24 protein-coding genes are annotated in these 26,655 nt (G+C 60.2%); 13 read left to right on the top strand and 11 right to left on the bottom strand.

Annotated features, from left to right (window positions below):
• Positions 1-7: 7 nt before the first annotated feature.
• The gene (locus tag LIX91_RS23435) at positions 8-913 is read right to left on the bottom strand and encodes a LysR substrate-binding domain-containing protein (protein ID WP_046237616.1); all 906 of its coding nucleotides are present in this window, start codon (positions 911-913) and stop codon (positions 8-10) included.
• A 314-nt stretch (positions 914-1,227) separates the two neighbouring features.
• On the opposite strand from LIX91_RS23435, the gene aspA reads away from it, so the two are divergent.
• The 3 genes from aspA to LIX91_RS23450 all read left to right on the top strand — a co-directional run bounded on the left by aspA (position 1,228) and on the right by LIX91_RS23450 (position 5,419).
• Positions 1,228-2,652 (top strand): aspartate ammonia-lyase, encoded by a 1,425-nt coding sequence (aspA, locus tag LIX91_RS23440; RefSeq protein WP_046237615.1) that lies wholly within the window; start codon positions 1,228-1,230, stop codon positions 2,650-2,652.
• Between the two features lie 281 nt (positions 2,653-2,933).
• Positions 2,934-4,385 carry an alanine/glycine:cation symporter family protein gene (locus LIX91_RS23445; protein ID WP_226489259.1) on the top strand — a complete coding sequence of 484 codons (1,452 nt, stop codon included), beginning with the start codon at positions 2,934-2,936 and terminating at the stop codon, positions 4,383-4,385.
• A 29-nt stretch (positions 4,386-4,414) separates the two neighbouring features.
• Entirely contained in the window at positions 4,415-5,419 is a 1,005-nt protein-coding gene (locus LIX91_RS23450; RefSeq protein ID WP_046237613.1) for an asparaginase, read from the top strand.
• A gap of 55 nt (positions 5,420-5,474) precedes the next feature.
• Here the strand turns inward: LIX91_RS23450 and LIX91_RS23455 are convergent, their stop codons facing one another.
• The 3 genes from LIX91_RS23455 to LIX91_RS23465 form a co-directional block, all read right to left on the bottom strand.
• On the bottom strand, positions 5,475-6,362 hold the full coding sequence (locus LIX91_RS23455; RefSeq protein WP_003316074.1) for a bestrophin family protein: 888 nt from the start codon (positions 6,360-6,362) through the stop codon (positions 5,475-5,477).
• Positions 6,363-6,481: 119 nt separating this feature from the next.
• Positions 6,482-7,693: a YeeE/YedE family protein gene (locus tag LIX91_RS23460; protein ID WP_226489260.1), complete on the bottom strand. Its 1,212-nt coding sequence runs from the start codon at positions 7,691-7,693 to the stop codon at positions 6,482-6,484.
• Positions 7,694-7,747: 54 nt separating this feature from the next.
• Entirely contained in the window at positions 7,748-9,310 is a 1,563-nt protein-coding gene (locus tag LIX91_RS23465; protein WP_226489261.1) for a PLP-dependent aminotransferase family protein, read from the bottom strand.
• Between the two features lie 89 nt (positions 9,311-9,399).
• Between LIX91_RS23465 and LIX91_RS23470 the strand changes: the two genes are divergently transcribed.
• Genes LIX91_RS23470 through LIX91_RS23480 form a run of 3 tightly spaced genes read left to right on the top strand, consistent with a single transcriptional unit; the run spans position 9,400 to position 11,165 of the window.
• Positions 9,400-10,038, top strand: a complete 639-nt coding sequence (locus LIX91_RS23470) for an FMN-binding negative transcriptional regulator (RefSeq protein ID WP_226489262.1) — start codon at positions 9,400-9,402, stop codon at positions 10,036-10,038.
• A complete protein-coding gene (locus LIX91_RS23475; RefSeq protein WP_226489263.1) occupies positions 10,035-10,481 on the top strand; it encodes a GNAT family N-acetyltransferase in 447 nt (148 codons plus the stop codon). Before LIX91_RS23470 ends, LIX91_RS23475 begins: the two co-directional genes overlap by 4 nt.
• A 15-nt stretch (positions 10,482-10,496) precedes the next feature.
• The gene (locus tag LIX91_RS23480) at positions 10,497-11,165 is read left to right on the top strand and encodes a GNAT family N-acetyltransferase (protein WP_226489264.1); all 669 of its coding nucleotides are present in this window, start codon (positions 10,497-10,499) and stop codon (positions 11,163-11,165) included.
• A 201-nt stretch (positions 11,166-11,366) separates the two neighbouring features.
• Here the strand turns inward: LIX91_RS23480 and oadA are convergent, their stop codons facing one another.
• Together oadA and LIX91_RS23490 are read right to left on the bottom strand one after the other, a co-directional pair.
• On the bottom strand, positions 11,367-13,175 hold the full coding sequence (oadA, locus tag LIX91_RS23485; RefSeq protein WP_226489265.1) for a sodium-extruding oxaloacetate decarboxylase subunit alpha: 1,809 nt from the start codon (positions 13,173-13,175) through the stop codon (positions 11,367-11,369).
• A 100-nt stretch (positions 13,176-13,275) separates the two neighbouring features.
• Positions 13,276-14,691 carry an acetyl-CoA carboxylase biotin carboxylase subunit gene (locus LIX91_RS23490; RefSeq protein ID WP_226489266.1) on the bottom strand — a complete coding sequence of 472 codons (1,416 nt, stop codon included), beginning with the start codon at positions 14,689-14,691 and terminating at the stop codon, positions 13,276-13,278.
• Positions 14,692-14,851: 160 nt separating this feature from the next.
• Here LIX91_RS23490 and LIX91_RS23495 point away from each other — a divergent pair, with 160 nt between their 5' ends.
• Positions 14,852-15,802: a LysR family transcriptional regulator gene (locus tag LIX91_RS23495; RefSeq protein ID WP_103696178.1), complete on the top strand. Its 951-nt coding sequence runs from the start codon at positions 14,852-14,854 to the stop codon at positions 15,800-15,802.
• On the opposite strand, the gene LIX91_RS23500 is transcribed toward LIX91_RS23495, so the two are convergent.
• Positions 15,756-15,941 (bottom strand): PA3496 family putative envelope integrity protein, encoded by a 186-nt coding sequence (locus tag LIX91_RS23500; RefSeq protein ID WP_003316061.1) that lies wholly within the window; start codon positions 15,939-15,941, stop codon positions 15,756-15,758. The two genes, LIX91_RS23495 and LIX91_RS23500, sit on opposite strands and share 47 nt — an antisense overlap.
• Before the next feature lie 257 nt (positions 15,942-16,198).
• On the opposite strand from LIX91_RS23500, the gene LIX91_RS23505 reads away from it, so the two are divergent.
• A complete protein-coding gene (locus LIX91_RS23505; protein ID WP_046237606.1) occupies positions 16,199-16,513 on the top strand; it encodes a hypothetical protein in 315 nt (104 codons plus the stop codon).
• Between the two features lie 81 nt (positions 16,514-16,594).
• On the opposite strand, the gene hexR is transcribed toward LIX91_RS23505, so the two are convergent.
• The gene (gene hexR / locus LIX91_RS23510; protein WP_046237605.1) at positions 16,595-17,461 is read right to left on the bottom strand and encodes a transcriptional regulator HexR; all 867 of its coding nucleotides are present in this window, start codon (positions 17,459-17,461) and stop codon (positions 16,595-16,597) included.
• Between the two features lie 308 nt (positions 17,462-17,769).
• On the opposite strand from hexR, the gene uvrD reads away from it, so the two are divergent.
• From uvrD to LIX91_RS23525, 3 genes are all read left to right on the top strand, one after another.
• The gene (uvrD, locus tag LIX91_RS23515) at positions 17,770-19,953 is read left to right on the top strand and encodes a DNA helicase II (RefSeq protein WP_003367943.1); all 2,184 of its coding nucleotides are present in this window, start codon (positions 17,770-17,772) and stop codon (positions 19,951-19,953) included.
• Positions 19,954-20,155: 202 nt separating this feature from the next.
• A complete protein-coding gene (locus tag LIX91_RS23520) occupies positions 20,156-21,001 on the top strand; it encodes a Tim44 domain-containing protein (protein ID WP_046236540.1) in 846 nt (281 codons plus the stop codon).
• Positions 21,002-21,132: 131 nt separating this feature from the next.
• On the top strand, positions 21,133-21,540 hold the full coding sequence (locus tag LIX91_RS23525; protein ID WP_003316056.1) for an SMI1/KNR4 family protein: 408 nt from the start codon (positions 21,133-21,135) through the stop codon (positions 21,538-21,540).
• Between the two features lie 38 nt (positions 21,541-21,578).
• On the opposite strand, the gene LIX91_RS23530 is transcribed toward LIX91_RS23525, so the two are convergent.
• Positions 21,579-23,342: a cation:proton antiporter gene (locus LIX91_RS23530; protein WP_226489267.1), complete on the bottom strand. Its 1,764-nt coding sequence runs from the start codon at positions 23,340-23,342 to the stop codon at positions 21,579-21,581.
• A 291-nt stretch (positions 23,343-23,633) separates the two neighbouring features.
• Between LIX91_RS23530 and LIX91_RS23535 the strand changes: the two genes are divergently transcribed.
• The gene (locus LIX91_RS23535) at positions 23,634-24,119 is read left to right on the top strand and encodes an acyl-CoA thioesterase (protein WP_003316052.1); all 486 of its coding nucleotides are present in this window, start codon (positions 23,634-23,636) and stop codon (positions 24,117-24,119) included.
• Between the two features lie 46 nt (positions 24,120-24,165).
• Here LIX91_RS23535 and pdxY read toward each other — a convergent pair whose 3' ends face one another.
• Entirely contained in the window at positions 24,166-25,032 is an 867-nt protein-coding gene (gene pdxY / locus LIX91_RS23540; protein WP_003340274.1) for a pyridoxal kinase PdxY, read from the bottom strand.
• Between the two features lie 118 nt (positions 25,033-25,150).
• Between pdxY and LIX91_RS23545 the strand changes: the two genes are divergently transcribed.
• Positions 25,151-25,543: a DUF3301 domain-containing protein gene (locus tag LIX91_RS23545; RefSeq protein WP_003316050.1), complete on the top strand. Its 393-nt coding sequence runs from the start codon at positions 25,151-25,153 to the stop codon at positions 25,541-25,543.
• A 136-nt stretch (positions 25,544-25,679) separates the two neighbouring features.
• Here the strand turns inward: LIX91_RS23545 and LIX91_RS23550 are convergent, their stop codons facing one another.
• Positions 25,680-26,651 (bottom strand): CobW family GTP-binding protein, encoded by a 972-nt coding sequence (locus LIX91_RS23550; RefSeq protein WP_226489268.1) that lies wholly within the window; start codon positions 26,649-26,651, stop codon positions 25,680-25,682.
• Positions 26,652-26,655: the final 4 nt, after the last annotated feature.

The following is a 26,655-nucleotide window of genomic DNA, read 5'->3' on the forward strand; positions in this document are numbered from 1 at the left end:
CTTATGCTCAGCCCGCTGCCGCAGGGCTTTCAAGCTTGCGCCACAACAGGCGCACGTTGGCCTTGCGCACCAATGCGCAGCGGTACAGGCGGATCTCCAGCGGCACATGCCACTGCGGTCCGCCACACACCACCAGTTCACCGCGCGCCAGTTCGGCGCGCACACTCAGTTGTGGCACCCAGGCAATCCCCAACCCTTCAAGCGCCATGCTTTTCAGGCTGTCTGCCATGGCCGTCTCGTAGACTGTGGTGAAGCGCAGATTACGTTGGCGCAGCAACAGGTTCACCGAACGCCCCAGAAAGGCCCCGGCGCTATAGGCAAGCAGCGGCACACTGCCCTCGCCTTCCATATCGAATAACGGCCGCCCCTCGGCATCCGCGGCACAGACCGGCAACATCTCGGTATGCCCCAGATGCAGCGAGGGAAAGATTTCGGCGTCCATCTGCAGCGCGGCATCGGGATCGTAGAACGCCAGCATCAGATCACAGCCACCTTCACGCAACGCATGCACCGCGTCACCGACGTTGGTCGCCACCAGCCGGGTCGCAATGTTCAGCCCTTCGTTGCGCAACTGGGCGATCCAGCGCGGAAAGAAGCCCAGTGCCAGGGAATGCGCCGCAGCCACCTGCATGACCTCGCCCTGCCCGCCTTCCAGATGATGCAGATGGCGCACGACTTCGCCCAGTTGCTCGACCACGGTACGGGCCGTGACCAGAAACAATTGTCCGGCAGCGGTCAGCTCGATGGGTGTACGCGAGCGATTGACCAGCGTCAGCCCCAGTGCCGACTCCAGACTGCGAATACGCCGGCTGAATGCCGGCTGGGTCACGAAGCGACGCTCGGCGGCCTGAGAAAAGCTGCGGGTGGCCGCCAGGGCGCTGAAATCCTCCAGCCATTTGCTTTCCAGATTCATCAGGTCCTCCCGGACAATGGATGACGGCTTCGACAGGCCATTGCGCATGCCCAATGGCACCGATTTGCAGCGTCCCGATAGGACGCCCGTCGAAGCAGTGCGGATACATGCCCGGGCGGCGCAGCAGCAGCGATCGAAGAAAGGCACCGGTGCGACATTTTGCCCCCTTTACGCACTGAACGGAATCCAGGTCACGCCCTGATTATGCCGTTATTGCATAGGCCAGCGTTTAACAGCATTGGTCAATCGAGGGCGGCAAGCCCACTATTCGTGGCGTTCCGGCATTGTCCGTGCCTTTTGAGACTTTTTTTATCATGTCCTCGTCTGCATCATCGCGCATCGAAAAAGACCTGCTTGGTGTTCTCGAAGTACCTGCCAACGCGTATTACGGCATCCAGACCCTGCGAGCGGTGAACAACTTTCACCTCTCCGGCGTGCCGCTTTCGCACTACCCGAAACTGGTAGTCGCGCTGGCCATGGTCAAGCAGGCGGCAGCGGATGCAAACCATCAGCTCGGACACCTCAATGACGCCAAGCATGCGGCGATCAGCGAGGCCTGCGCCCGCCTGATTCGCGGCGACTTCCATGATCAGTTCGTGGTCGACATGATCCAGGGCGGCGCTGGCACGTCGACCAACATGAATGCCAACGAAGTCATCGCCAACATCGCTCTGGAAACCATGGGTTTCGAGAAAGGCGAGTACAAACACCTGCACCCCAACAACGATGTCAACATGGCGCAGTCGACCAACGACGCCTACCCCACCGCGATCCGCTTGGGTCTGCTGCTGGGTCACGACGCCCTGCTCGCCAGCCTGTCCAGCCTGATTCAGGCCTTCGCCGCCAAGGGCGAAGAATTCAACCATGTGCTGAAGATGGGCCGCACCCAGTTGCAAGACGCCGTTCCAATGACCCTGGGTCAGGAATTCCGCGCCTTCGCCACCACCCTGACGGAAGACCTCAACCGCCTGCGCAGCCTGGCGCCGGAGCTGTTGACCGAAGTGAACCTGGGCGGAACCGCCATCGGCACCGGCATCAACGCCGACCCTGGCTATCAGAAGCTGGCGGTCGATCGTCTGGCGCTCATCAGCGGCCAGCCTCTGGTGCCTGCAGCCGACCTGATCGAAGCGACCTCCGACATGGGCGCCTTCGTGCTGTTCTCGGGCATGCTCAAGCGTACTGCGGTCAAGCTGTCGAAAATCTGCAACGACCTGCGCCTGCTGTCCAGCGGCCCACGCACCGGCATCAACGAGATCAACCTGCCGGCACGCCAGCCAGGCAGCTCGATCATGCCCGGCAAGGTCAACCCGGTGATCCCGGAAGCGGTCAATCAGGTGGCTTTCGAAATCATCGGCAACGACCTGTCGCTGACCATGGCTGCCGAAGGCGGACAATTGCAGCTCAACGTGATGGAGCCGCTGATCGCCTACAAGATCTTCGACTCGATCCGCCTGCTGCAGCGCGCCATGGACATGCTGCGCGAGCACTGCATCGTCGGCATCACGGCCAACGAACAGCGCTGCCGCGAGCTGGTCGAGCATTCGATCGGTCTAGTCACCGCACTGAACCCTTACATCGGTTACGAGAACTCCACCCGTATCGCCCGCATCGCGCTGGAAACCGGCCGCGGCGTGCTGGAACTGGTGCGTGAGGAAGGTCTGCTCGACGACGCCATGCTCGACGACATCCTGCGCCCGGAAAACATGATCGCTCCGCGTCTGGCCCCCTTGAAGGCCTGACAGGAATGACCTGCGCAACCTGCTCACCAGATTGAGGGCCTAGACACCCCTCAATTTTTTGAGGGTCTGGGAGTGATTCTCCAGACCCTTTTTTTTGCCTGCAGCAAAGGGCTCCGACACTGGACCCAGAGCCTTCGGCACCCCACTTTTGCGGAGCAACCCGTGGAAGTATTCATTCATCGTCGCGAATGAAGAATCAGCCGTACAAGAAAGCGACTACAGACGTAAAAACTTTGCACCGGTATAGTGCGCCCCCTCAAAAGTAGCGAGGAATAACAAAAATGCTGGAAATGATTAACGACTTTCTCTCCGGTAAGGTACTGATCGTACTTATCGTAGGCCTGGGTAGTTACTTCACGATCCGCTCGCGTTTCGTTCAGTTTCGACACTTTTTCCACATGTTCTCGGTTTTTCGCGACAGTCTGCGCAGCAGCGCCGGCCAGTTGAGTTCGTTTCAGGCCCTGATGCTCAGCCTTGCGGGCCGCGTCGGTGCCGGTAACATTGCAGGCGTCGGCATTGCCGTCACGCTCGGCGGTCCGGGTGCCGTGTTCTGGATGTGGGTGACCGCACTGGTCGGCATGGCCAGCAGCTTCATCGAGTGTTCACTCGCTCAGCTGTACAAACGCAAGGATTCCGAAGGCCAGTTCCGTGGCGGTCCGGCGTTCTATATTCAGTACGGCCTTGGCAAGCGCTGGCTGGGCATGGTCATGGCGGTATTGCTGCTGGTGACCTTCGGTTTTGCCTTCAACGGCCTGCAATCGCACGCGGTGACCGACTCGCTGAAAAGCGCGTTCAACGTCGACACCCGCACCACCGGCATCTGCCTGGTCGTGCTGCTGGGCCTGGCCTTCGTCGGCGGCATCAAGCGTATCGCGGCTATTTCCGACCTGCTGGTTCCGGTCAAGACCCTGATCTATATCGCGGTCACCATCTACGTCATCGCCCTGCAGATCGACCACGTTCCCGGCATGCTGATGACCATCGTCAAAAGCGCCTTCGGCCTTGATCCGGTATTCGGCGGCCTGATCGGCAGCGCGATCGTGATGGGCGTCAAGCGTGGCGTCTTCGCCAACGAAGCCGGTCTGGGCAGTGCGCCCAACGTGGCTGCCGTGGCACAGGTCGAGCACCCGGTGGCACAGGGCGTGGTTCAGGCATTCAGCGTGTTCCTCGATACCTTCGTAATCTGCACCTGCACCGCCTTGCTGATTCTTCTGTCCGGTATCTACGATATCGGCTACGACGGCAACGGTATCGTTCTGGCACAGAACTCGCTGGCAGCAGTGGTCGGTGACTGGGGCAGAGTCTTCATCAGCGTAGCGCTGGCACTGTTCGTCTTCACCTCGATTCTCTACAACTACTACCTGGGCGAAAACAGCCTGCGGTTCCTGTTTGGCGAGAAGATCCAGACCATCATCATCTACCGCATCGCGGTGCTGGTACTGATCATGTGGGGTGCGGTCGTCGACCTGAAGGATGTCCTGGCGTTCGCCGACATCACCATGACCATGCTGGCGTTCGTCAACCTGATCGCCCTCGCAATGCTGTTCAAAGTCGTCAAGCGCATTTTGAATGACTACGATGCGCAACGTCGGGCCGGGGTCAAGACGCCGGTGTTCGATTCCAGCCAGTTCCCTGATCTGGACCTGGATCGCAACGCATGGCCGGCCAATCCGACCCGTCAGTCGACACAGGATGCCGAAGCGGCAGCCAAGTCTGTACCCGACGCACGATAACCACCGCGACACTACGCCGGAGAAGAGCCATGCCACATGACGCACAACAACCCGCACAACGCGTGATGGTTCTTTACACCGGCGGCACCATCGGCATGCAGGCCAGCGCCAACGGCCTGGCACCGGCCTCCGGTTTCGAGGCGCGAATGGCCGGGCAGCTGGCCGAGCATCCGGAACTGGTGGTGCCGCAGTGGCGCTTTCGCGAGATGTCGCCGCTGATCGACAGCGCCAACATGACCCCTTCCTACTGGTTGCGCCTGCGTGAGGCCGTGATCGAGGCGGTGGAAGTCGAAGGCTGCGATGCGGTGCTGGTCCTGCATGGCACCGACACCCTGGCGTACAGCGCAGCGGCGATGTGTTTCCAGTTGTTGGGGTTCAGCGCGCCGGTGCTGTTCACCGGGTCGATGCTGCCTGCCGGCGTGCAGGACAGCGATGCCTGGGAAAACGTCAACGGCGCCCTGCTGGCGCTGGGTTCGGGTCTGGTGTCAGGCGTGCAGCTGTATTTTCACGGGCAACTGATGACACCCGTGCGCTGCGCGAAAATTCGCAGCTTCGGTCGTCAGCCGTTCGCACCGCTGCAACGCTCGCGTGGCGGCCACGCGGTGGTTTCGCTCCCTGACGCACTGAACTATCGCCAGACCAAGACACTTACAGAGGTGGCGGTATTGCCGCTGTTTCCCGGTGTCGGTGCTGCCCAGCTGGACGGTCTGATCAACAGTGGTATCCGCGGTCTGGTGCTCGAATGCTTCGGCAGCGGCACGGGCCCCAGTGACGATCCGCAATTTCTGGCCAGTCTGGAGAACGCGCGAGCGCTGGGTATCTGTGTGGTCGCGATTACCCAGTGCCATGAGGGCGGTGTCGAGCTGGATGTCTACGAAGCGGGCAGCCGTCTGCGCGGTGCAGGCGTGCTCTCCGGTGGTGGCATGACCCGTGAAGCAGCGCTCGGCAAACTGCATGCGCTGCTGGGCGCAGACCTGACGACCGAGGAAGTACGGCGCCTGGTCGAACTGGACCTGTGCGGCGAGCTGCGTTAAGCGGCTGCCTCTGCTTTACCCGAGGCGTCACGCAATCGCGCGACGCCTCACCCCTTCATGAAGCCTTGCATTCCTCCTGCGCGCCCCTGAGCATCGAATCCAGATTGCGCTCGATGTTTTCGCACAACGCCGTCATCTGAATCTCATGTTCACTGGCACGGAACGGGCTCTGCAGGTCAGTACCGATCTTCTCGATCGCCAACAGCATGAAACCCACCACTGTCGACGCCAGAGGCGTGAACCAGCCAAGGGTCTCCACCAGACCAATCGGTACGATCAGGCAGAACAGCGTGATGAACAGGCGCGGAAAGGCCACGTACGGATAAGGCAACGGTGTATTGGCAATACGCTCCATGCCGCCCTGGCAATTGGAGATATCCACCATGGTCGACTCCAGACGCGCCAGACGAATGCTGTCCAGCCGCCCGGCCTGATACTCCTTGGCCAATAGCGCAGCCGACGTATTGAGCAGGTCGTTAGGGAAGTTATTGGTGTCGTGACGACGTTCGAATTCCTCGCGAGGAATCAGCATCTGAACCTCATCACCACACTTGGCGCCCTTCAGGTGCGCAGACAGGCACTTCACATACGCGACATGGCGGCGCAACAGCGTGGCCTTGACCGGGTTGATCCCGTCGTCATCCTCGACCAGCGTCAGCACTTGCCGAGCGAAGCTGCGTGAACTGTTGACCAGCGCGCCCCATAGCGTCCGGGCTTCCCACCAGCGGTTATAGGCACTTGAGTTGCGGAAGCTGGTCAGCACCACCAGCGCCGAGCCCAGCAGGGTCAACGGCATGGACGGCAAGGTGATCTTGCGCTCCAGGTAGAGCATGAAGTCGACCGTGACAATCACGTCCCAGATCAACAGCCAGAAAAGCGACCATCCTACATAGCCGATGGTCTTGCCGAGAAAACGGATTTTCGAAATGATCGTTTGCTGCAAAAGAACCACCCCATCGAAAAATAAGCGAACCGCATACGCACAGTTACCGCATGGCCTTTGAATACGAAACCGGCAGTTGGTTCGCAAGCGGCCCGCTTATCTCGGGGTTTCAGACGTTTTCAGCAGCCATTAAGAGCCACCTGAGGACGCTCGCCGGTGAAGAAAATCGGCCGCAGGCGGACACCAACGACGTTGCCGGCGTAGGCCGCTATCAGCCACAGCCAGCCGTGCAGGCTGCCGGAGGCAATGCCGCTGAAGTACGCACCGATGTTGCAGCCGTAGGCCAGGCGCGAGCCGTAGCCCAGCAGCAAGCCGCCGATGACCGCCGCCACCAGCGAGCGCGTGGGGATATCGAGGCTGGGTGCAAAACGACGTGCCAGACCTGCCGCCAGCAAGGCACCGAGCATGATGCCGATGTCCATCACACTGGTGATGTCTTCCCACACCGGAGCCGCCAGCGCCTTGGCGTTCGCAGCGCTTTGCCAGAACACCCAACTGCCGACGTCCACGCCCAGCCCGCTGGCCGCTTTCGCGCCCCACAGCGCGAACGCCGAGGTGATGCCCCACGGACGACCGGCCAACGCCAGCGTTGCGTAATTGAGCAGCGCCAGCGCGACAGCGCCCCAGACCAGAACCCACGGCCCGCGCAGCACGCGACTCAGGCCGCGATGATCCGTGACTGGCGGCGCTTCAAGCTGGCCATGACGGCGCTTTTCGAGCTTGACGGTCACCAGCGCGATCAAGCCAAACAGCGCCAGATTGACCAGCAGCGCAGGCAGCACGCCGAAGGTCTTGACCACCGACACCGCCGGGAACGAAGGCAGGGCAAACCACCAGTCGACGTGATGGGTGGCAATCAGTGAGCCGAGGATGAAAAACAGCAGCGTCACCAGCATCCGCGCATTGCCACCACCGGCAGTGAACAATGTACCGGACGCACAGCCGCCACCCAGCTGCATGCCGATGCCGAAAATGAACGCGCCGACGACGACCGAAATCCCGACCGGGGCAACCAGACCAGTGACTGGCTGGCCAAACAGCGTGCCCGCACCCAATGCCGGGAAAAACAGCACCACGGCGACCGCCAGCATGACCATTTGCGCGCGCAGGCCAGCACCGCGCCGCTCGCGGATGAACACCCGCCACGCCGAGGTGAAACCAAATGCCGCGTGATACAGCGTTACGCCCAACGCCGCGCCGACGATCCACAGCATTACCTGGCGGGTGCCGACACTGAGCAGCAAAAACTGGGCGCCCATCAGCAGCAGGAACAGCGCGGCCAGCGGCGCGCCGAACTTGCGTCCGGGTGTTGCAGTAAGAGAGTTGTTCATGGGTATCTCAAGGACAGGTAACAGAAAGCGCAGATTATACGCCTGCCAACGGGACTACTCGGACCAGACCTCGCGCAGCCTGTTCAATGCCTCGACCATCTCGTCCTCGGGCACTGCGGCAAACCCCAGCACCAGCCCGGCGCGGTTATCCACAGGCTCAGTGGAATCAGGCAGCCAGTAATCACTCAGGGCATTCATTTCGACCCCGACACCATTGGCCTTGGCAATCAGCGCCTGCTCACGCGCCACGCTGTCGACCTTGACCATGACATGCAGCCCGGCAACCACTCTGGGCATTGCCGCGCACCCCGGAATATCGGCCGGCCAGTTATCCAGCAGCACATCGCGCCGACTGAGCGCCGCGCGGCGCATGCGACGTATGTGTCGCTGGAAATGACCCGACGCAATGAATTGCGCCATGACCGCCTGAACCCCTATCTCGGTATGACGCATGTCCACGGCCTTGCGCTGGCTGAACACCGGCACCAGTGGCTCTGGCAAAACCAGGTACCCGAGGCGCAGCGCCGGAAAGGCGATTTTGCCGAACGTGCCGACGTAGAGCACGCGCGCGTTGCGGTCGAGCGCAGCCAGGGGCGCCAACGGTGAACCGCTGTAGCGATACTCACCGTCGTAATCATCCTCGACAATCCAGCCCTGGTGTTTCTCGGCCCAGGCCAGCAATTCCAGACGCCGCGCCAGGCTCATCACCACGCCGGTCGGGTATTGGTGTGAAGGCGTCACATAGGCCAGCCGGCAGTCTGCCTGCTCAAGGTCGGCACAACGCATGCCGTCGTTATCCACAGCAACCCCGTGCAATCGAGCACCTGCCAGTGCAAACGCATGACCGGCCGCCCGATACCCCGGATTCTCCACGGCAACGCCCTCGCCCGGGGCAAGAAGCAACTGTGCACAAAGGCTGATCGCATGCTGTGCGCCACTGGTGATCACAATTTGCTCAGCACTGCAATGCAGCCCACGCGATGAGCGCAGGTAGACTGCAATCAGCTCACGTAACCGCGAGTCTCCCGCCGCCGACCCATAACCGAGCTGAGCAAGGTTAGGCTTGCGCCAAAAAGCGGCATACAGCTTGCCCCACAAGGCAAAGGGGAACAGATCGAACGCTGGAACGCCTACCCGAAAGGCTCGCGGACGACCCGTCGGAGGCTCATGCAGATGATGTTTTTCGAGCAGCGCGCGTGTCGGGTTGTGGATAACTTCACAGGAGGAATCTGACAGCATTTCAGCCGCGATTGTGGACAAACCTGTGCGTAACCCTGTGGATACACCTGTGGGTAAGTTGGTGGATAGTTTTTCGCGGCTGATCCGCCGAGGCGCAGCGCCTGGTTCAGAGAGCTGCGCCACATACGTACCGTCGCCGACACGTCCCTCGATGAAACCCTCGGCATACAGCTGGTCGTAGGCCCGGATCACGCTGTTACGGGAGATGCCCAGTGAATGCGCCAAATCGCGACTGGCTGGCAGGCGCGTGCCACTGCTCAGACGCCCATCGAGGACCTGCTGGCGCAACAGGCCATAAAGCTGCTTGCTCAGACCCTGATTCGGGTCCAGCGCGATACCGGTGAGTGTGGACGGAAACGCGACACTGAGATCAGGCATGCATTGGCCCTGTTAAAACGATCAAAAATGGATCTTACATCAGACCAATGCCTTGCCTACGATCCTGTTATCAGCCAAGGACATTCCTCATGTACATCCCTGCCGCTTTCAAGAACAACGACACACCGAGCCTGCACGAGCAGATGGAGCAGACGCGCCTGGCGATTCTGGTCACGCACGGCGCAGAAGGATTGCAAGCCACCCACCTGCCACTGCTGTTGCGCCGCGATGAAGGTTCGTATGGCACGCTTTACGGGCATCTGGCCAAAGCCAATCCGCAGTGGCAGCAATTGAGCGCCGGCGCCGAAGCACTGGTGATTTTTCCTGGCGGCGATGCCTACGTGAGCCCGTCGTTCTATCCGAGCAAGAGGGAGCACGGCAAGGTCGTACCGACGTGGAATTATGTGGCCGTGCATGCTTATGGGCAGGCCGAGGTTTTTACCGATGCTGCACAATTGCATCAGTTGCTGGCTGACCTGACCCATCGCCACGAATCCGACCGGGCGCAACCCTGGTCCATTGACGATGCGCCGGCGGACTACATCGCAAAAATGCTCGGAGCGATTGTCGGGTTCGCCATTCCGGTGCAGCGGCTGCAGGGCAAACGTAAACTCAGTCAGAATCGCAGCGCTGCGGACATGGCCGGTGTGCGCGACGGCCTCGCCGCAAGCCAGGATGCAAATGACCAACACGTCGCTCGCTTGATGAGCGAAGGGAGCAACTCATGACCGATGTGCAGATTCGCCCCGTTACCGTCGACGATCATCACGCGTGGCTGCCTCTGTGGCAGGCCTATCTGCGCTTCTACAACACCGAGCTGGCCGAAGGCGTCAGCGCCATCACCTGGCAACGCCTTGTGGACGCGAACGAACCGACTCACTCGGCGCTCGCATGGCTGGGTGACGAGGCAGTGGGCATGGTGAATTTCATCTACCATCGCTCCAACTGGAGCATCAACAACGCCTGCTACCTGCAAGATCTGATCGTCGCCCCCGAACAACGCGGAACAGGCATCGGCAGGCAACTGATCGAGTTTGTCTACGCCACGGCCAAGGCAGACGGTTGCGACAAGGTGCACTGGCTGACCCACGAAACCAACGCCACGGCCATTCAGTTGTACGAGCGAATCGCCGAACGGCCCGGCCTCATACAATTTCGTAAAGCACTCTGAAACAGGAAGTGACTGATGTCCGACACCCTGCTGGACTGGCAAGCCGCTGCAATGCCCACGGCCCATACACTGACAGGCCGTTTCATTCGTCTGGAAAAACTCGATGCCGCGCGTCACGCCGATGACCTGTGGGCGGCACTCGAGGGCCCGAATGCGGACCCGAAGCTGTGGGATTATCTTCCCTACGGGCCGTTCAGCGACCGTAGCGCCTTCGATAGATGGCTGGCCGGGCATCAGGCGGCCACCGATCCGTGGTTTTACACCGTGGTCGATCAGCAGACCGATAAGGCCGAAGGCCTCATCAGCCTGATGTCGATCGTCGCTGCCCATGGGCGTATCGAGATAGGTCATGTGACCTTCAGCGCGGCCATGCAACGCACGCCCAAAGGCACCGAAGCCATTTACCTGCTGGCCAGAGAGATTTTCGCACTGGGCTATCGCCGCCTGGAGTGGAAGTGCAATGCCAACAACGCCCGCTCCAAACGCGCTGCCGAGCGATTCGGCTTCAGCTACGAAGGCACCTTCCGCCAGCACATGGTGGTCAAAGGCCAGAGCCGGGATACCGAGTGGTATTCGATGCTCGACAGCGAATGGCCTGAGCGGCAGAACGCCTTTGAACGCTGGCTGGCTGTGGATAACTTCAAAGAAGGGCAACAGATCAAGGGGCTTGAGGCGTTTCGGTGAACAAATGGGCCAGGCGACGCTGGATCAGTATGACGTCCGAATAACCACCATCGTGCGACGCAGAGCGTCGAGAACGGCATTCCCACGCTGGAGCGTGCGGAACGATAGTCGTGACCACTGGCCGCGCCTGCACAGGATAAAAAAAGGGAAGCCACGAGTGCTTCCCTGAGGTAAACCTTTGGAGGATGCGCAGGTGTCAGCTCAACCTTCGATCTCGATCAGCACTTCGCCCGGATTGACGCGGTCGCCCTTGGCGACGTGGATGGCGACGACCTTGCCTGCGACCGACGCCTGAACTTCGGTCTCCATTTTCATCGCTTCAGTGATCAGCACTGCCTGACCGGCCTTGACCACATCGCCCTCCTTGACCAGCACATCGACGATGTTGCCGGGCATGGTGGTGCTGACGTCGCCCGGTGCGTGGGCTTGCTTGCGTTTGCTGGCCCCGCCGCCGACGAATTCGTTGAGCGGCTCGAACACCACCTCTTCCGGCATGCCGTCTATGGTCAGGTAGAAGTGGCGCTTGCCCTCGGCCTTGACGCCCACACCGGTGATGTCGACCCGATAGGTTTCGCCGTGCACATCAATAACGAACTCGGTCGGTACGCCCTCACCGCCTGCCTTCGCCACGCTTCCGGCTTCGGGAATCGGCAGCAGCACTTCCGGCGCCAGTGTCCCGGCTGCACGCTCCTCGAGGAACTTGCGGCCAATGTCCGGGAACATGGCAAACGTCAGCACGTCCTCTTCGGACTTGGCCAGCGCGCCGATATCGGCCCGTAGCCTGGTCATCTCCGGCTTGAGCAGGTCGGCCGGACGAACATCGATCAGTTCTTCATTGCCGATCGCCTGACGACGCAGTTTTTCATCCACCAGACCCGGCGCCTTGCCGTAGCCGCCTTGCAGATAAAGCTTCACTTCATTGGTGATGGTTTTGTAACGCTCCCCGGCCAACACATTGAAGAACGCCTGAGTACCGACGATCTGCGAAGTCGGGGTTACCAGCGGCGGATAGCCGAGGTCTTTGCGCACGCGCGGAATTTCAGCCAGCACTTCGCTCATGCGGTTGAGTGCGCCCTGCTCCTTCAACTGATTGGCCAGGTTGGAAATCATCCCGCCAGGCACCTGATTAACCTGTACCCGCGTGTCGACTGCAGTAAATTCGCTTTCGAACTGATGGTATTTCTTACGCACCGCGTAGAAATACAGACCGATTTCCTGCAGCAGCTCCAGGTCCAGGCCGGTGTCGAACTCGCTGCCCTTGAGCGCGGCCACCATCGATTCGGTGCCCGGATGGCTGGTGCCCCAAGCAAAGCTGGAGATCGCCGTGTCGATATGGTCAGCGCCGCTTTCGATCGCCTTGAGCTGACACATGGCGGCCAGGCCGGCCGTGTCATGCGAGTGGATGAACACCGGCAACGACTGCTCGGCCTTCAGCGCCTTGACCAGCTCACCCGTGGCATAAGGCGTCAACAGGCCGGCCATGTCTTTGATCGCCACCGAGTCACAGCCCATGGCTTCCATCTGCCGGGCCTGCGCCACGAAGGCCTCGATGGTATGCACCGGGCTGGTGGTGTAAGCGATGGTGCCCTGCGCGTGTTTGCCCGCCGCTTTCACCGCCTCGATGGCGACCCGCAGGTTACGCACGTCGTTCATGGCATCGAAAATACGGAACACATCAATACCGTTGACCGCCGCCTTGGCGACGAACGCCTTGACTACGTCATCGCTGTAATGCCGATAGCCCAGCAGGTTCTGGCCACGCAGAAGCATCTGCAACCGGGTATTGGGCAAGGCCGCACGCAGCTGGCGCAGACGTTCCCACGGGTCTTCCTTGAGAAAACGCACGCAGGCATCGAAGGTAGCGCCGCCCCAGACTTCCAGCGACCAGTAGCCGACCTGGTCGAGCTTGTCGCAGATCGGCAGCATGTCTTCGGTACGCATGCGCGTCGCCAGCAACGATTGGTGAGCGTCACGCAGGATGGTATCGGTTACAAAGATCTTCTTGGTCATGGGTAGTCCTTTCGAGCTGCAAGTTGTCAGCTGCAAGCTTCAAGTAAGAGCGACTCGGCTTTTACTTGCAGCTTGTAGCTTGAAACTTGCAGCTGCTTATTCATAAGCCTGCATGGGCGGCAATGGCGGCGGCGATGGCCAGGGCCAGCTCTTCGGGTTTGCGTTTGATCGAATAATTGGTCAGCTCGGGGTGGCTCTCGACAAAGCTGGTGTTGAACTCACCGCTGCGAAACTCCGGGTTGCGGAGGATTTCCTGGTAATAGGCAGCCGTGGTCTTGACCCCTTGCAGGCGCATGTCATCGAGCGCACGCAGGCCGCGGTCCATGGCCTCTTCCCAGGTCAACGCCCAGACAATCAGCTTCAGGCACATCGAGTCATAGAACGGCGGAATGGTGTAGCCGGTATAAATCGCTGTGTCGGTGCGCACGCCAGGCCCACCGGGCGCGTAATAACGAGTGATCTTGCCGAAGCTGGGCAGGAAGTTGTTCTTCGGGTCCTCGGCGTTGATCCGGAACTGCAGGGCAAAACCGCGATGGATGATGTCTTCCTGCTTGACCGACAACGGCAGACCGGAGGCGATACGGATCTGCTCGCGAACGATATCAATGCCGGTGATTTCTTCGGTGATCGTGTGCTCGACCTGCACCCGGGTGTTCATCTCCATGAAGTACACCTCGCCCTCGGCGAGCAGAAACTCCACGGTGCCAGCGTTCTCGTAACCGACTGCCTTGGCCGCACGTACCGACAGATCGCCGATGTAGGCGCGCTGTTCGGGGGTCAACTGCGGGCTGGGAGCGATTTCGATGAGCTTCTGGTTGCGTCGCTGAATCGAACAGTCGCGCTCGAACAGATGCACCACGTTGCCGAAACTGTCGCCCAAAATCTGCGCTTCAATGTGCTTGGGATTGACGATGCACTTCTCAAGAAAGACTTCTGCCGAGCCGAAGGCCTTGGTCGCTTCGGAAATCACGCGCGGGAAGGCCTGCTCGAGTTCTTCGCGGCTGTTGCAGCGACGGATACCCCGTCCCCCGCCCCCGGAGGTGGCCTTGAGCATCACCGGGTAACCGATACGCTCGCCCTCGGCCAGCGCCTCGTCGATATCTGCCACGTTGCCTTCGGTGCCGGGCGTGACCGGCACACCGGCCTTGACCATGCTGCGCCGGGCCTCGGTCTTGTCCCCCATGCGGCGAATCACTTCTGCGGAGGGACCGATGAATTTGATCCCTCGCTCGGCACAGATATCGGCCAGTTCGGCATTCTCGGAAAGAAAGCCATAACCGGGATGCAGCGCATCGCAGCCGGTTTCCACTGCCAGATTCACCAATTTACGCGGGTTCAGGTAACCCGCCAGAGGTTCGGCACCAATGCTGTAGGCTTCGTCGGCACGTTTGACATGCAAGGCATGCCGGTCCGCTTCGGAAAAGATCGCCACCGAGCGAATGCCCATCTCGGCGCATGCACGCACGATGCGAACGGCAATCTCCCCGCGGTTGGCGATCAGAATTTTTGTTATCACTGGCGTTTCCCTCGACCCACACTTGTAACCGTGTATGTGACTGAATGTCGCAGGGCCACCCTATGCCCAATCGAGGATTAACAAAAATGAGTAAAAGTTGGGAGGTGCATAAGTAAAAGCTTATAGTTGGCGCTTCAGTCGGATCGCGGAGCCGTTATAAATGCGTAAGTCATTGATGCGTATGACATTGCGTCAGCTGCGCATTTTCAATGAAGTGTGCGACCTGCGCTCATACAGCCGCGCGGCCGAAGAGATGTCGCTGACACAACCCGCTGTCAGCCTGCAGATTCGCCAGCTCGAAGAGCTGATCGGCCAGCCGCTGTTCGAATACGTCAGCAAAAAGCTCTACCTGACCGAAGCGGCGCAAGCACTGCAGCAGGCCAGCCGGGATATTTTCGGGCGCCTGGAAAGCCTCGACATGCAGCTTTCCGACATGCAGGGCTCGCTGCAAGGCCAGTTGAAGCTGGCCGTCGAGTCGAGCTGCAAGTACTTCATCCCTCACCTGTTCGCCGCCTTCAAGCGCCAGCACCCGGAAGTCAGCCTGAGCCTGATGGTGGTCAATCGCGCGCAAGTCATCAGACGCCTGGCGGATAACCGCGATGATCTAGTGGTGATGTCGGCAGTGCCACTGGACATGGGCCTGGAGTTCTTGCCGTTCCTGAATAACCCGATTGTCGCCGTAGCGCCGCCTGACCATCCGCTGAGCAGCCGCGCGACGCTGAACCTGCAAGATCTGGAGCCATGGCCGTTGCTGACCCGGGAAACAGGATCGGGCACGCGTCGGGCCTGCGAGGAGTTTTTCAAGGAGAAGCGCGTGCACTTCACGCAGACGCTGGAAGTGTCCTCCAGCGAAGCACAACGTGAATGCGTGGTAGCCGGGCTGGGCCTGGCGATGCTGACCCGACACGCAGTCTGCCAGGAACTCGCCACAGGCGCCCTGGTTGAGCTGCCCGTGGCGGAGTTGCCACTGTATCGAAGCTGGTGCGTGGCTCAGGCCGGGGACAAACGCCTTTCACCCGTGGCACATGCGTTTCTTGCGTTCATCCGCACCGAACGTGCGCAGATCAGCCAGCTTGTCGAGCGTTTCGACGGTCGACCGCGGGCAACTTGATCGTCTGCCAGACGGCGTTATCCATGCCATCCATGTAGTCACACAACTCCTGATTGAGCTGACGTGCCTCGCTGTAGCTTTCAATTGCCCGACGAAACTCCATGCGACGCTGATCTTCCTGCTGACGGCGGGTTTTCACGGTGCTGGTAGGTAAATCATCGTAATGCCGAGCCATGTCCTGTCTCCCAATACGTTTTGTGGGAGCACCAGAATGGAGCGGGGCAATGACAATCAGGCGGCGGACACATGACAGCTTGGTTAAATTTTGAAACGTGACGGCCTGCCTGGACATGCGGGAAATATATATTTACCGCATCAACGTCGCCCCCTTCATGGAAACTGGCCCCGCAGGACGCAATTCATTCAATCAATGAAGTTATGGCAAGGAGCCAAACAATGACTATCGAAAGCAAAAACTGGCAGGCCCGCGACAGCCGCGTCAGCACTCTTCAAGTCTTCGGGACCGTAACCGTTCCTCAGACAAATTCGGTTCCAGTGCTCGTCAAAAGCGCCAGGCCAGCAGCCTTCAACCATCTGAGTCTGGATCTGATGGTCGAAACCCAGGGCATTGGCTTGCAGGTACTGACCGAGAAAGCAGTTGCTTATACCCAGCCAAGTGGCGCTGACATCACGGGTATCAGCATCTACTACAAGGACGAGTTGCTGGCGTCCATCGATACCGTAGAAGTTCCGATGTTCGCTGCTGAATAACGTAGCCTCTATGGACGCCTGCCAAGTGCCACAGGGTGTTTGGCGGGCGTTTTGACGCCGCCGTTCAAATACAAACCGGTGTCAGTCTTCGTGGGTCTTGATCGACTTCGGCGACAGGCGCAAGCCGCGCAGGCTGCGTTTGACGCTCTTGAGGTGGTTGACCAGACCGGGGCCGCGCGCCATGGCGACGCCCATTGCCAGCACATCAATGACCACCAGGTGTGCGATGCGCGAGGTCAGCGGCGTGTAGATTTCGGTGTCTTCGTGCACGTCGATGGCCAGGTTGACCGAAGACAGCTCGGCAAGTGGCGTCTGGCTGGGGCACAGCGTGATCAGCGTCGCGCCGCTCTCGCGAACCAGATTGGCGGTGATCAGCAAATCCTTCGAACGGCCTGACTGCGAAATGCACACCGCGACATCCGTCGGCTTGAGCGTGACAGCTGACATCGCCTGCATGTGCGGATCGGAATACGCCGCAGCGGTCAGCAGCAAACGAAAGAACTTGTGCTGCGCATCGGCGGCTACTGCGCCGGACGCGCCAAACCCGTAGAACTCGACCCGGTTGGCGCCGGCCATGGCCGTAACTGCCAGCTGCAAAGAATGGGGGTCGAGGTTTTCGCGCACTTCCATGAGCGTGTGCAGCGTAGTGTCGAAGATCTTCAGGCTGTAGTCGGCGACCGAATCGTCTTCGTGAATCGCGAACTGCCCAAAACTTGCGCCCGCTGCAAGGCTCTGCGCCAGCTTGAGCTTGAGGTCCTGAAACCCGGTGCAGCCGATGGCGCGACAGAAACGCACGATGGTCGGCTCGCTGATACCGACGCTGTGCGCCAGGTCTGCCATGGAACTGTGCATCACGGCCGCAGGGTCGAGCAGCACATGGTCGGCTACCTTGAGCTCCGATTTGCGCAGCAAATTACGTGACTGGGCGATGTGTTGCAGCAGATTCAAGGGGCAGACTCGGCAAAAGAAGAGATGGGCTGGTTGTAGCTTTCTTGTAGTTATACTACATGACCCGCCAGCCGCCCAGTTAAACGAAGCTGGAACGTGCCGTGCGGGCGTTATCTGCGGCAATTGTGGGAATAATCCTACATTAGGCCCATTCGCCAGTCAGACCCTGCCTGTTCACCCATAAAGGTAGACGCAACGCATTCGCGCCCGACAACAGGCGACGACCGGTCGTCAGCGCCTCCGCTATTTTTATTGGCTGACGCAAAGCATGGTTTGCCCGTCATCGCGCGGCACCCTAGAATGCGCTGATGCGCGATGATCTCTCTCTTCTTCTGAATTCCCTCAACGATGCCCAACGTCAGGCCGTAGCCGCCTCTCTGGGTCGTCAGTTGGTCCTGGCTGGTGCTGGCTCCGGCAAAACCCGTGTGCTGGTGCATCGCATCGCATGGCTGATGCAGGTCGAGCAAGCCTCCCCGCACTCGGTCCTGTCGGTGACGTTCACCAACAAGGCGGCTGCCGAAATGCGCCACCGTATCGAGCAGCTGATGGGCATCAGCCCGGCTGGCATGTGGGTGGGCACCTTCCACGGCCTGGCCCATCGCCTGCTGCGTGCGCACTGGCAGGAAGCCGGGCTGGTACAGACCTTCCAGATTCTCGACAGCGATGACCAGCAGCGTCTGGTAAAGCGCGTGATGCGCGAGCTGGGTCTGGACGAACAACGCTGGCCTGCACGTCAGGCCCAGTGGTTCATCAATGGTCAGAAAGACGAAGGCCTGCGCCCGAAACATATTCAGGCCAGCGGCGATCTGTTCCTGACCACCATGAAAAGCGTCTACGAAGCTTATGAGATCGCCTGCCAGCGGGCCGGCGTCATCGACTTCTCCGAACTGCTGCTGCGCGCACTCGACCTGTGGCGCGATAACCCGGGCTTGCTGGCGCATTATCAGCGCCGCTTCCGCCACGTTCTGGTGGACGAGTTCCAGGACACCAACGCCGTGCAGTACGCCTGGCTGCGCCTGCTCGCCCAGGGGGGCGACAGCCTGATGGTGGTCGGCGACGACGATCAGTCCATTTACGGCTGGCGCGGCGCGAAGATCGAGAACATCCACCAGTATTCCTCGGACTTCCCGGACACCGAAGTCATCCGCCTGGAGCAGAACTACCGCTCCACGGCGAGCATCCTCAAGGCCGCCAACGGCTTGATCATCAATAACAGTGGTCGCCTGGGCAAGGAATTGTGGACCGACGTCGGCGATGGCGAGCTGATCAATCTGTACGCCGCGTTCAACGAGCACGATGAAGCGCGTTACGTGGTCGAGACCATCGAGAGCGCGCTGAAAACCGGTATTTCGCGCAACGACATCGCCATTCTGTACCGCTCCAACGCCCAGTCGCGGGTGCTTGAAGAAGCCCTGCTGCGTGAGCGTATTCCGTACCGCATTTACGGCGGACAGCGCTTCTTCGAACGTGCCGAAATCAAGAACGCGATGGCCTACATGCGCTTGCTGGAAGGCCGTGGCAACGATGCGGCACTGGAGCGGGTGATCAACGTTCCGGCGCGCGGCATCGGTGAAAAGACCGTCGAAGCGATTCGCGAGCATGCGCGTCATGCCGATGTGTCCATGTGGGAAGCCATGCGCCTGCTGGTTGCCAACAAGGGCCTGACCGGACGCGCCGCCACGGCCTTGGGCGGGTTCATCGAGCTGATCGAGAACCTCGCGGCCAAGGTCATGGAAATGCCGCTGCACCTGATGACCCAGACGGTGATCGAACAGTCCGGGCTGATTACCTATCATGAGCAGGAAAAAGGCGAGAAAGGTCAGGCGCGGGTAGAAAACCTTGAGGAACTGGTCAGCGCTGCCCGTGCTTTCGAGAATCACGAAAGCGAAGAAGACCTGACGCCACTGGCAGCGTTTTTGGGGCATGCCTCGCTGGAAGCGGGCGACACCCAGGCACAGGAGCATGAAGACAGCATTCAGCTGATGACCCTGCACAGCGCCAAGGGCCTGGAATTCCCGCACGTGTTCCTGGTGGGCATGGAGGAAGGGCTGTTCCCGCACAAGATGAGTCTGGAAGAACCGGGCCGTCTTGAAGAGGAACGGCGCCTGGCCTATGTCGGCATCACCCGGGCCATGAAACAGTTGGTGATGACCTACGCCGAAACGCGGCGTCTGTACGGCAGCGAAACCTACAACAAGGTCTCGCGTTTCGTACGCGAAATCCCGCCGGCGCTGATTCAGGAAGTCCGGCTGTCCAACAGCGTCAACCGTCCGTTCGGCGGCACGCCGAAATTCAACAGCAGCAGCCTGTTCAACGGCACCGGCATTCCGGAAACCGAGTTCACCATGGGCCAGCGCGTCCAGCATGCGGTATTCGGCGAAGGCGTGATCCTCAACTTCGAAGGCGCTGGCGCCCAGGCCCGGGTGCAGGTCAACTTCCCCGAGGGCAGCAAGTGGCTGATGATGGGCTACGCGAAGCTGGTACCGTTGTAGGCCGGTCGATCATTGTCCATACGTCCCTGACTATCGTTCCCACGCCGTAGCGTGAGGAACGATAATCCTCGTACACATCTTACGAAGCGCGTAGAAAAGTCCTACGCTGTTTATGTAAAAGTCCGAAACACTAACGCGCTGGTCATGTCGCCATCCGCTGTGCAACATGGCGCGCGTGCAATCACAAAACGGGAATACCCTTATGCAACGTTTTCTAAGCATCGCGATGGCGCTGTGCATCGGGCTCACCATGAGCCTGGATGTGAACGCCGCGCGCTTCGGTGGCGGCAAGAGCATGGGCTCGGCGCCTACGCATCAGACACGTCAGGCCGCGCCTTCCACACCTGCGGCAGCGCCTAACGCTGCGGGTCGTCCTGCCGCTGCGGCAAGCGGTGCTTCGCGCTGGCTGGGCCCATTGGCCGGTATTGCTGCCGGTGGCCTGCTCGCGTCGATGTTCATGGGTGACGGCTTCAACGGCCTGCAACTGTTCGACATCCTGATCATGGGCCTCATTGCCTTTCTGATCTTCCGCTTCATCGCGCGTCGTCGTCAGCAGCAACAGCCGAAAATGGCCGCTGCCGGTGCGCCGCCGTACCAGCGCGAAACCAGCCAGCCTGCGCAGAACCCGATCTTCGGCAGCTCTTCCCCGGCCTCCGCTGCGCCAGTGATCAATGCACCTGCCTGGTTCAATGAACAGCGCTTCCTGGACGCTGCTCGCGGCCACTTCCAGTCGCTGCAGCAGCACTGGGACGCCAACGAGATGGACAAGATCGCCGAGTTCGTCACCCCGCAAATGCTGCAGTTCCTGAAAAAGGAACGTGCGGACCTGGGCGACGGCTTCCAGTCGACCTTCATCGAAAACCTTCAGGTCCAGCTGGACGGTGTGGATGATCGGGCCGACAAGACCATCGCCACGCTGACGTTCTCGGGCGTGTCCAAGACGTCGCGTTTCGACCAGGGCGAAGTGTTCAGCGAAAGCTGGAACATGGAACGTCCGCAAGGCGATAACCAGCCTTGGCTGGTGGCAGGAATTCGCCAGAACGGTTGAACCAGAACCCGTTCTCGCGTTCAGAACCCCGGACATATCCGGGGTTCTTTGTTTATCCGTTCGGATAGTTATTTTGAGAAAGGCTTTACGCTACTGTATAACCCGCGCCATCAAGTGAGAGGATCTGTGTCGTGGAAGAAGTCATTGAACAACTGCGTGAAGCAAATGAACCGGTGCCGGTTCCGCTTGAGCTGCCTGACGAAGACCAACTGGTCGAGATCGAGGAACAGCTGTTCATCAACATTCCGTTTGTCTTCAAGGAATTTCTCCTGACAGTCAGCGATGTGGTGTACGGCAGCCTTGAACCCGTCACCGTGACCGACCCGCAGTCGCACACTTACCTGCCAGACGTGGCCGCCACGGCCTGGGATCTGGGCGTGCCACGCGAGCTGATCCCGATCTGTCAGGACGGTGACGACTACTACTGCGTCGAGGAAGACGGCACTGTATTGCTGTGGTCCGCCGAGGAAGAACTGGTCACCGAAGACAGCTGGGAATCGGTCTGGCACTGGGCTCGGGATGTCTGGCTGGAAAGCTGAGACACCCCTGCTGCGCAGTATTCAAGAATCTCCGGGCCTCAGTGCCCGGAGTTCTCTTGATGGTTACCCAGTGTTTCCAGTAACGCAATCTGCATCCGGGTATGCACACGGATCAGCCAGCGCCACAGCAATGCAGCGACCAGCGCAGCAACCAGAGCAACCACCACCAGCAGTTCGTTGGCCGGCAGAATGCTTGCCGACAGCGCCGCCAGCATCACGAAAATCACCATCAGCGATAACAGTGGAATCACCTCGGCCACGACCTTGCGCACGCGCACGGTATGACGGCCCGCCATCTCGGGCTTCACGCCCATCTCGGCCAGCAGCATCGACAGTGCCTTGAGCTTGCGATACGCGGCAATCAGAAACGGTAGTGACAGCAGCAGCGCCGCGCCGCAGATCCAGGCTTTCTGGTGGCTGACATCGCCTACCCATTCGCTCATGTAGCCACCAAGACGCTCGGCAAAATAGCCACCGCTGAAAAAGATCGCCATCACCAGCGCCAGGTTGACGCCGACCTGCAAGAGAATCCGCCTGATCATCCCGACCAGCACTGCACTCTGGCCTTGCGGCTGAATGCTGCGCAGCCACTCGCCGTACATGCCGAACACCCGTGCAACGCGCCGGGGAATGATCGCCGCCAGCTTGAGCGACAACGGGTCTGCGCCGCGAATCAGGTACGGTGTCAGCAGGGTGGTGATGGCGGATACGGCGACTGCCACCGGGTACAGAAAGTCGCTGGTGACCTGCAGGGTCATGCCCAACGCTGCGATGATGAAGGAAAACTCGCCAATCTGTGACAGTCCCATGCCCACGCGCAGCGAGGTACGGCCATCGTTGCCTGCGATAAAGGCGCCCAGGCCGCAGGACAACATCTTGCCCAGCACCACGGCAACGGTAATGACGGCGATCGGCCAGGCGTATTGCAGCAGGATGCCCGGATCAATCATCAAACCGATGGCCACGAAAAAGATCGCGCTGAACATGTCGCGAACCGGCTCGATCAGGCGCTCGATCTTCAGCAACTCACGCGACTCGGCCATGATCGCGCCGATCAGGAAGGCGCCCAGGACCATGCTGTATTCCAGCTTGACCACCAGCAGACAGAAGCCGAAACACAGGCCCAGCACAGTGATCAGCAGCATCTCGTTGCTTTCGAATCTGGCGACATAGGACAGCAGTCGAGGCACCACAAGGATGCCGATCACCAGCGCCACGATCATGAACAGCGACAGCTTGCCGACGGTGGAGAACACTTCCCCGGAACTGACCGAGCCGCTGACGGCGATGCCGGACAACAGCGCGATGATGCCGATACCGAGAATGTCCTCCACGATCAACACGCCGAAGATCAACTGGGCAAAGCGCTGGTTCTTCATCTTCAGGTCGTTGAGCGCCTTGACGATGATGGTGGTGGAGGAGATCGCCAGAATCGCGCCGAGAAACAGCGAGTCCATGGTTTTCCAGCCAAAGAACTGCCCGATCTCGTAACCGATCCAGATCATCAGGGCAATTTCCAGAAAGGCCGCGATGAACGCCGTGGCACCGACCTTGAACAGCTTGCGCAGGCTGAACTCCAGCCCGAGGCAGAACATCAGGAAGATCACCCCCAGTTCGGCCAGAATTTTGATGGTGTCTTCGTCGTGGATCAGACTGAATGGCGGGGTGTGCGGACCGATGATGAACCCGGCAACGATATAGCCCAGTACGACCGGCTGCCGGAGGCGATGGAACAGAATGGTCACCACACCGGCCACCAGCATGATCACTGCCAGATCCTGAATGAAATTGATGGCATGCATGATGGCGAAGCTCCTTGTGATGATGACGTTGCAAGCCGATATCGCCGTGCCCTTCAGGGCGACAGCTATCCTTTTCGTCACTAAAATCCGATAAAGACGTAGGAAAAAACCCGATCCACAGGTTTTTGCAGGTTAACACCGCCCCCTTCGACATAAAGGCGGTGCAATATATGGAAACAGATAGTTATGACGCGTGACGGCCGCCTGCTGGCCAGCGTCCCGATAACTGTCGCAAGCCCCTTGAGCGCCAGCATAGGCGCCCCTTGAACACCTTGACCGTGTGAGTACGCTATGGAACCCGGAAACGCCCAGCTGTCGATGACTGTATTGATGACCCCGGACATGGCCAACTTCTCTGGCAACGTACACGGCGGCACGCTGCTCAAGTACCTGGACGAAGTGGCCTACGCATGTGCCAGCCGCTACGCCGGACGCTACGTGGTGACGCTGTCGGTAGACCAGGTGATTTTCCGTGAGCCGGTGCATGTCGGTGAACTGGTGACCTTTCTCGCCTCGGTCAATTACACCGGCAACACCTCCATGGAGGTGGGCATCAAGGTGGTCACCGAAAATATCCGCGAGCGCTCGGTACGTCATTCCAACAGCTGCTTCTTCACCATGGTTGCCGTGGACGACAATCGCAAGCCCGCCAGCGTCCCGCCCCTGGAGCCCGAATCGGCCGATGCCAAGCGACGTTTCATCCAGGCGCAGCAACGCCGCCAGATTCGTCAGGAACTAGAAAAGCGTTATCAGGACATCAAGGAAGAAGCGTTGTAATTACCAGGCTCGGGCATCGATGCCCGAGCCTTTGATAGCAGATCTATTACAAACGCACGGCTTCGAACTTTACCCGTGGGTGCGCGATGCGATCCTGAGCGCGCACCAGTTCCAGCTCATAGCTGCCACAGGCCTGGGTTTCCAGCAGCACCTCGTGGACGGCGGCCGCAGCGAACTCGAACGCTGCAACCAGATCGTCGCCGAGCAGCACACGCGACAGAAACAACCCGGAGGTCAGATCACCCACGCCGACCGGCTGACGCGGAAATGCCAATAACGGGCGGCGCAGATGCCAGCTGGCCTCGGCAGTGACCAGCAGCATTTCAAAACCATCGGCGGCCTTGCCGGGGTAATCGAGGTGTTTCACCACAATCGCCTTGGGACCACGCGCCAGCAAGGCCCGCGCCATCGCCAGGCAGTCGTGCAGTGATTCGGGCTTGCGCCCCGAGAAGCTGTCCAGCTCCAGTTGATTGGGGCACATGAAGTCCGCCATGGCCGCCGCTTCCTGCAGCAGGAAATCACTGACTTCGGGCGCAACGATGCAGCCTTTTTCAGGATGGCCCATCACCGGGTCGCAGAGGTACAGCGCTTTCGGATTGGCCGCCTTGATGCGTGCCACGCCCGTGAGAATCGCCCTGCCCTGCGCCGCACTGCCCAGATACCCCGACAGCACCGCATCGCAGTTGCCCAGCTCGCCGATGGCGGCAATCCCGTCGATCAGCGCAGGAATCTGCTGCGGAGCCAGCACTTCGCCGGTCCACTGCTTATATTGCGTGTGGTTGGAGAACTGGACCGTGTTGAGCGGCCAGACGTTGACCCCGATACGCTGCATCGGGAACACCGCTGCGCTGTTGCCGGCGTGGCCGAATACCACATGGGACTGGATAGCGAGCAAATGAGGCGTACGTTTCATGGGGGGCGGAATCCTGAACACGATGCAAATGCAATAATGAGAAATATAAGTCGCGCAGTATGGCTGTAAATCACTCAGGACAGTTAAGCTGACGACTCCTACGCTGGAGCACTCCGTCATGCTGACCCTGGGAAACATCTTCGTGCTGATGCTGTTCGCGAGCGCCGCGGCCTGGTGGTGGCACGCCCATGGTCTGCGCGAAAAGGCGCTGGCACGCGTCAAGCAGCACTGCGAACGCCTTGAGCTGCAACTGCTGGATGACGCGGTGGCGCTGCGCCGCCTGACCTTCGCCCGCGACGCTCAGGGCCGCAAACGCCTGGCCCGCGTGTATGGCTTCGAGTTCACGGTGACCGGCGAGCAACGTCACCCTGGCACGATCACGATGTTCGGCGCGCACACTGCGCAAATCGAACTGGCACCCTACCCGTTTGAAATCAAAACACCACCGCCCAGCGCTGAAGTTATTCAGATGAGCGAATGGCGTCAATCGCATCAGAAATGGAAGCAGTAGCCGCGCACGCCTCTTGTTGCCGCGATTCAGCGCTCATGTCCATGCGTAAGCCCGACTGACCATCGTGCCAATGCTCCGCGTTGGCATGCCGTCCCGGACGCTCTGCGTCCTGCCCTCAGCTATCAACTGACACCTGTCACGCCAGACACTCCAGCATCTGCGCCTGCAACTTATCCACATCCTGCGCAGTGGAAAAGATCAACTCCAGGCGTGAGTCCTGACGCCATTCGCTGATTTGCCAGGCCAGCGGAGCCCCGTCGACCACGTTGCCGGAATACCAGCCGCCCTCGCTGTGGATAACCATCTTCGCCCGCCGCCAATCAAGGCTTTCCAGCCAGTGCAGGATGCGCTGCAGATCGAAGCGCTGCGAGGGATGCCAGCGCCAACCGATGCTCCAGCCTTCAGCACTCACCTGACTCAGACAGATCGGCACCTTCGGGTCGGTCCATAGCGCGGGCAAGTGGCCGACGCCGTTGGGCAGCATCAGCTTATCCACAGCCTGTTTATCCACAGCGGTGCCGCTGGCAAACCCCGGCACACGGCTCAGGGGCAGCTCGCCGTGTCGGGTCCAGATCAAGGCGTGCGGCAGCAACTGTTCGGTCAATGCCTGGCGAGCCACGTCATCCAGCTGCTCGGACTTGTTCATGACCACCAGCCCGGCATGCGCCAGGGCTTCCTGCTGAGTACCCGGCAACGGTTGTCCGGCGAGCATTGCCTGCGCGTCCAGCACCACCACGCCGGGCTGGACATCCAGCACGCCGCGCCAAGGCGCTTCGCGCAATTGCGTCATCAGTTGCGCGGGATGGCCCAGACCCGAAGGCTCGATCAACAGACGGTCCGGCCGCGCCTTGCGCAACAAACGCCCCAGGCCGATCTGGAATGGCACGCCATTGACGCAACACAGGCAGCCGCCAGCCACTTCGCCAAGTGCGATACCATCGGCATCCGTAGTCAGCAACGCGGCGTCCAGGCCGATCTGCCCGAACTCGTTGATCAATATGGCCCAGCGCTCATGGGCAGGTTTCTGCGCCAGCAGGCGCTTGATCAGGCTGGTCTTGCCGGCGCCCAGCGGGCCACCGATGACATGCGTCGGTATGTTCTGCAGCATGAGA

Origin of the sequence: Pseudomonas sp. B20, from assembly GCF_020515755.1 — a bacterium.
Taxonomy (GTDB): domain Bacteria; phylum Pseudomonadota; class Gammaproteobacteria; order Pseudomonadales; family Pseudomonadaceae; genus Aquipseudomonas; species Aquipseudomonas syringae.

Excerpts from the sequence above, each read along its gene's own strand:
- LIX91_RS23495 (WP_103696178.1), top strand. The coding sequence starts at position 14,852 with ATGCGTAAGTCATTGATGCGTATGACATTGCGTCAGCTGCGCATTTTC.
- pdxY (WP_003340274.1), bottom strand. The coding sequence starts at position 25,032 with ATGAAACGTACGCCTCATTTGCTCGCTATCCAGTCCCATGTGGTATTC.
- LIX91_RS23470 (WP_226489262.1), top strand. The coding sequence starts at position 9,400 with ATGTACATCCCTGCCGCTTTCAAGAACAACGACACACCGAGCCTGCAC.
- LIX91_RS23530 (WP_226489267.1), bottom strand. The coding sequence starts at position 23,342 with ATGCATGCCATCAATTTCATTCAGGATCTGGCAGTGATCATGCTGGTG.
- oadA (WP_226489265.1), bottom strand. The coding sequence starts at position 13,175 with ATGACCAAGAAGATCTTTGTAACCGATACCATCCTGCGTGACGCTCAC.
- LIX91_RS23435 (WP_046237616.1), bottom strand. The coding sequence starts at position 913 with ATGAATCTGGAAAGCAAATGGCTGGAGGATTTCAGCGCCCTGGCGGCC.
- LIX91_RS23465 (WP_226489261.1), bottom strand. The coding sequence starts at position 9,310 with ATGCCTGATCTCAGTGTCGCGTTTCCGTCCACACTCACCGGTATCGCG.
- LIX91_RS23445 (WP_226489259.1), top strand. The coding sequence starts at position 2,934 with ATGCTGGAAATGATTAACGACTTTCTCTCCGGTAAGGTACTGATCGTA.
- LIX91_RS23505 (WP_046237606.1), top strand. The coding sequence starts at position 16,199 with ATGACTATCGAAAGCAAAAACTGGCAGGCCCGCGACAGCCGCGTCAGC.
- LIX91_RS23450 (WP_046237613.1), top strand. The coding sequence starts at position 4,415 with ATGCCACATGACGCACAACAACCCGCACAACGCGTGATGGTTCTTTAC.
- LIX91_RS23550 (WP_226489268.1), bottom strand. The coding sequence starts at position 26,651 with ATGCTGCAGAACATACCGACGCATGTCATCGGTGGCCCGCTGGGCGCC.
- LIX91_RS23475 (WP_226489263.1), top strand. The coding sequence starts at position 10,035 with ATGACCGATGTGCAGATTCGCCCCGTTACCGTCGACGATCATCACGCG.
- LIX91_RS23460 (WP_226489260.1), bottom strand. The coding sequence starts at position 7,693 with ATGAACAACTCTCTTACTGCAACACCCGGACGCAAGTTCGGCGCGCCG.
- uvrD (WP_003367943.1), top strand. The coding sequence starts at position 17,770 with ATGCGCGATGATCTCTCTCTTCTTCTGAATTCCCTCAACGATGCCCAA.
- aspA (WP_046237615.1), top strand. The coding sequence starts at position 1,228 with ATGTCCTCGTCTGCATCATCGCGCATCGAAAAAGACCTGCTTGGTGTT.
- LIX91_RS23545 (WP_003316050.1), top strand. The coding sequence starts at position 25,151 with ATGCTGACCCTGGGAAACATCTTCGTGCTGATGCTGTTCGCGAGCGCC.
- LIX91_RS23520 (WP_046236540.1), top strand. The coding sequence starts at position 20,156 with ATGCAACGTTTTCTAAGCATCGCGATGGCGCTGTGCATCGGGCTCACC.
- LIX91_RS23480 (WP_226489264.1), top strand. The coding sequence starts at position 10,497 with ATGTCCGACACCCTGCTGGACTGGCAAGCCGCTGCAATGCCCACGGCC.
- LIX91_RS23535 (WP_003316052.1), top strand. The coding sequence starts at position 23,634 with ATGGAACCCGGAAACGCCCAGCTGTCGATGACTGTATTGATGACCCCG.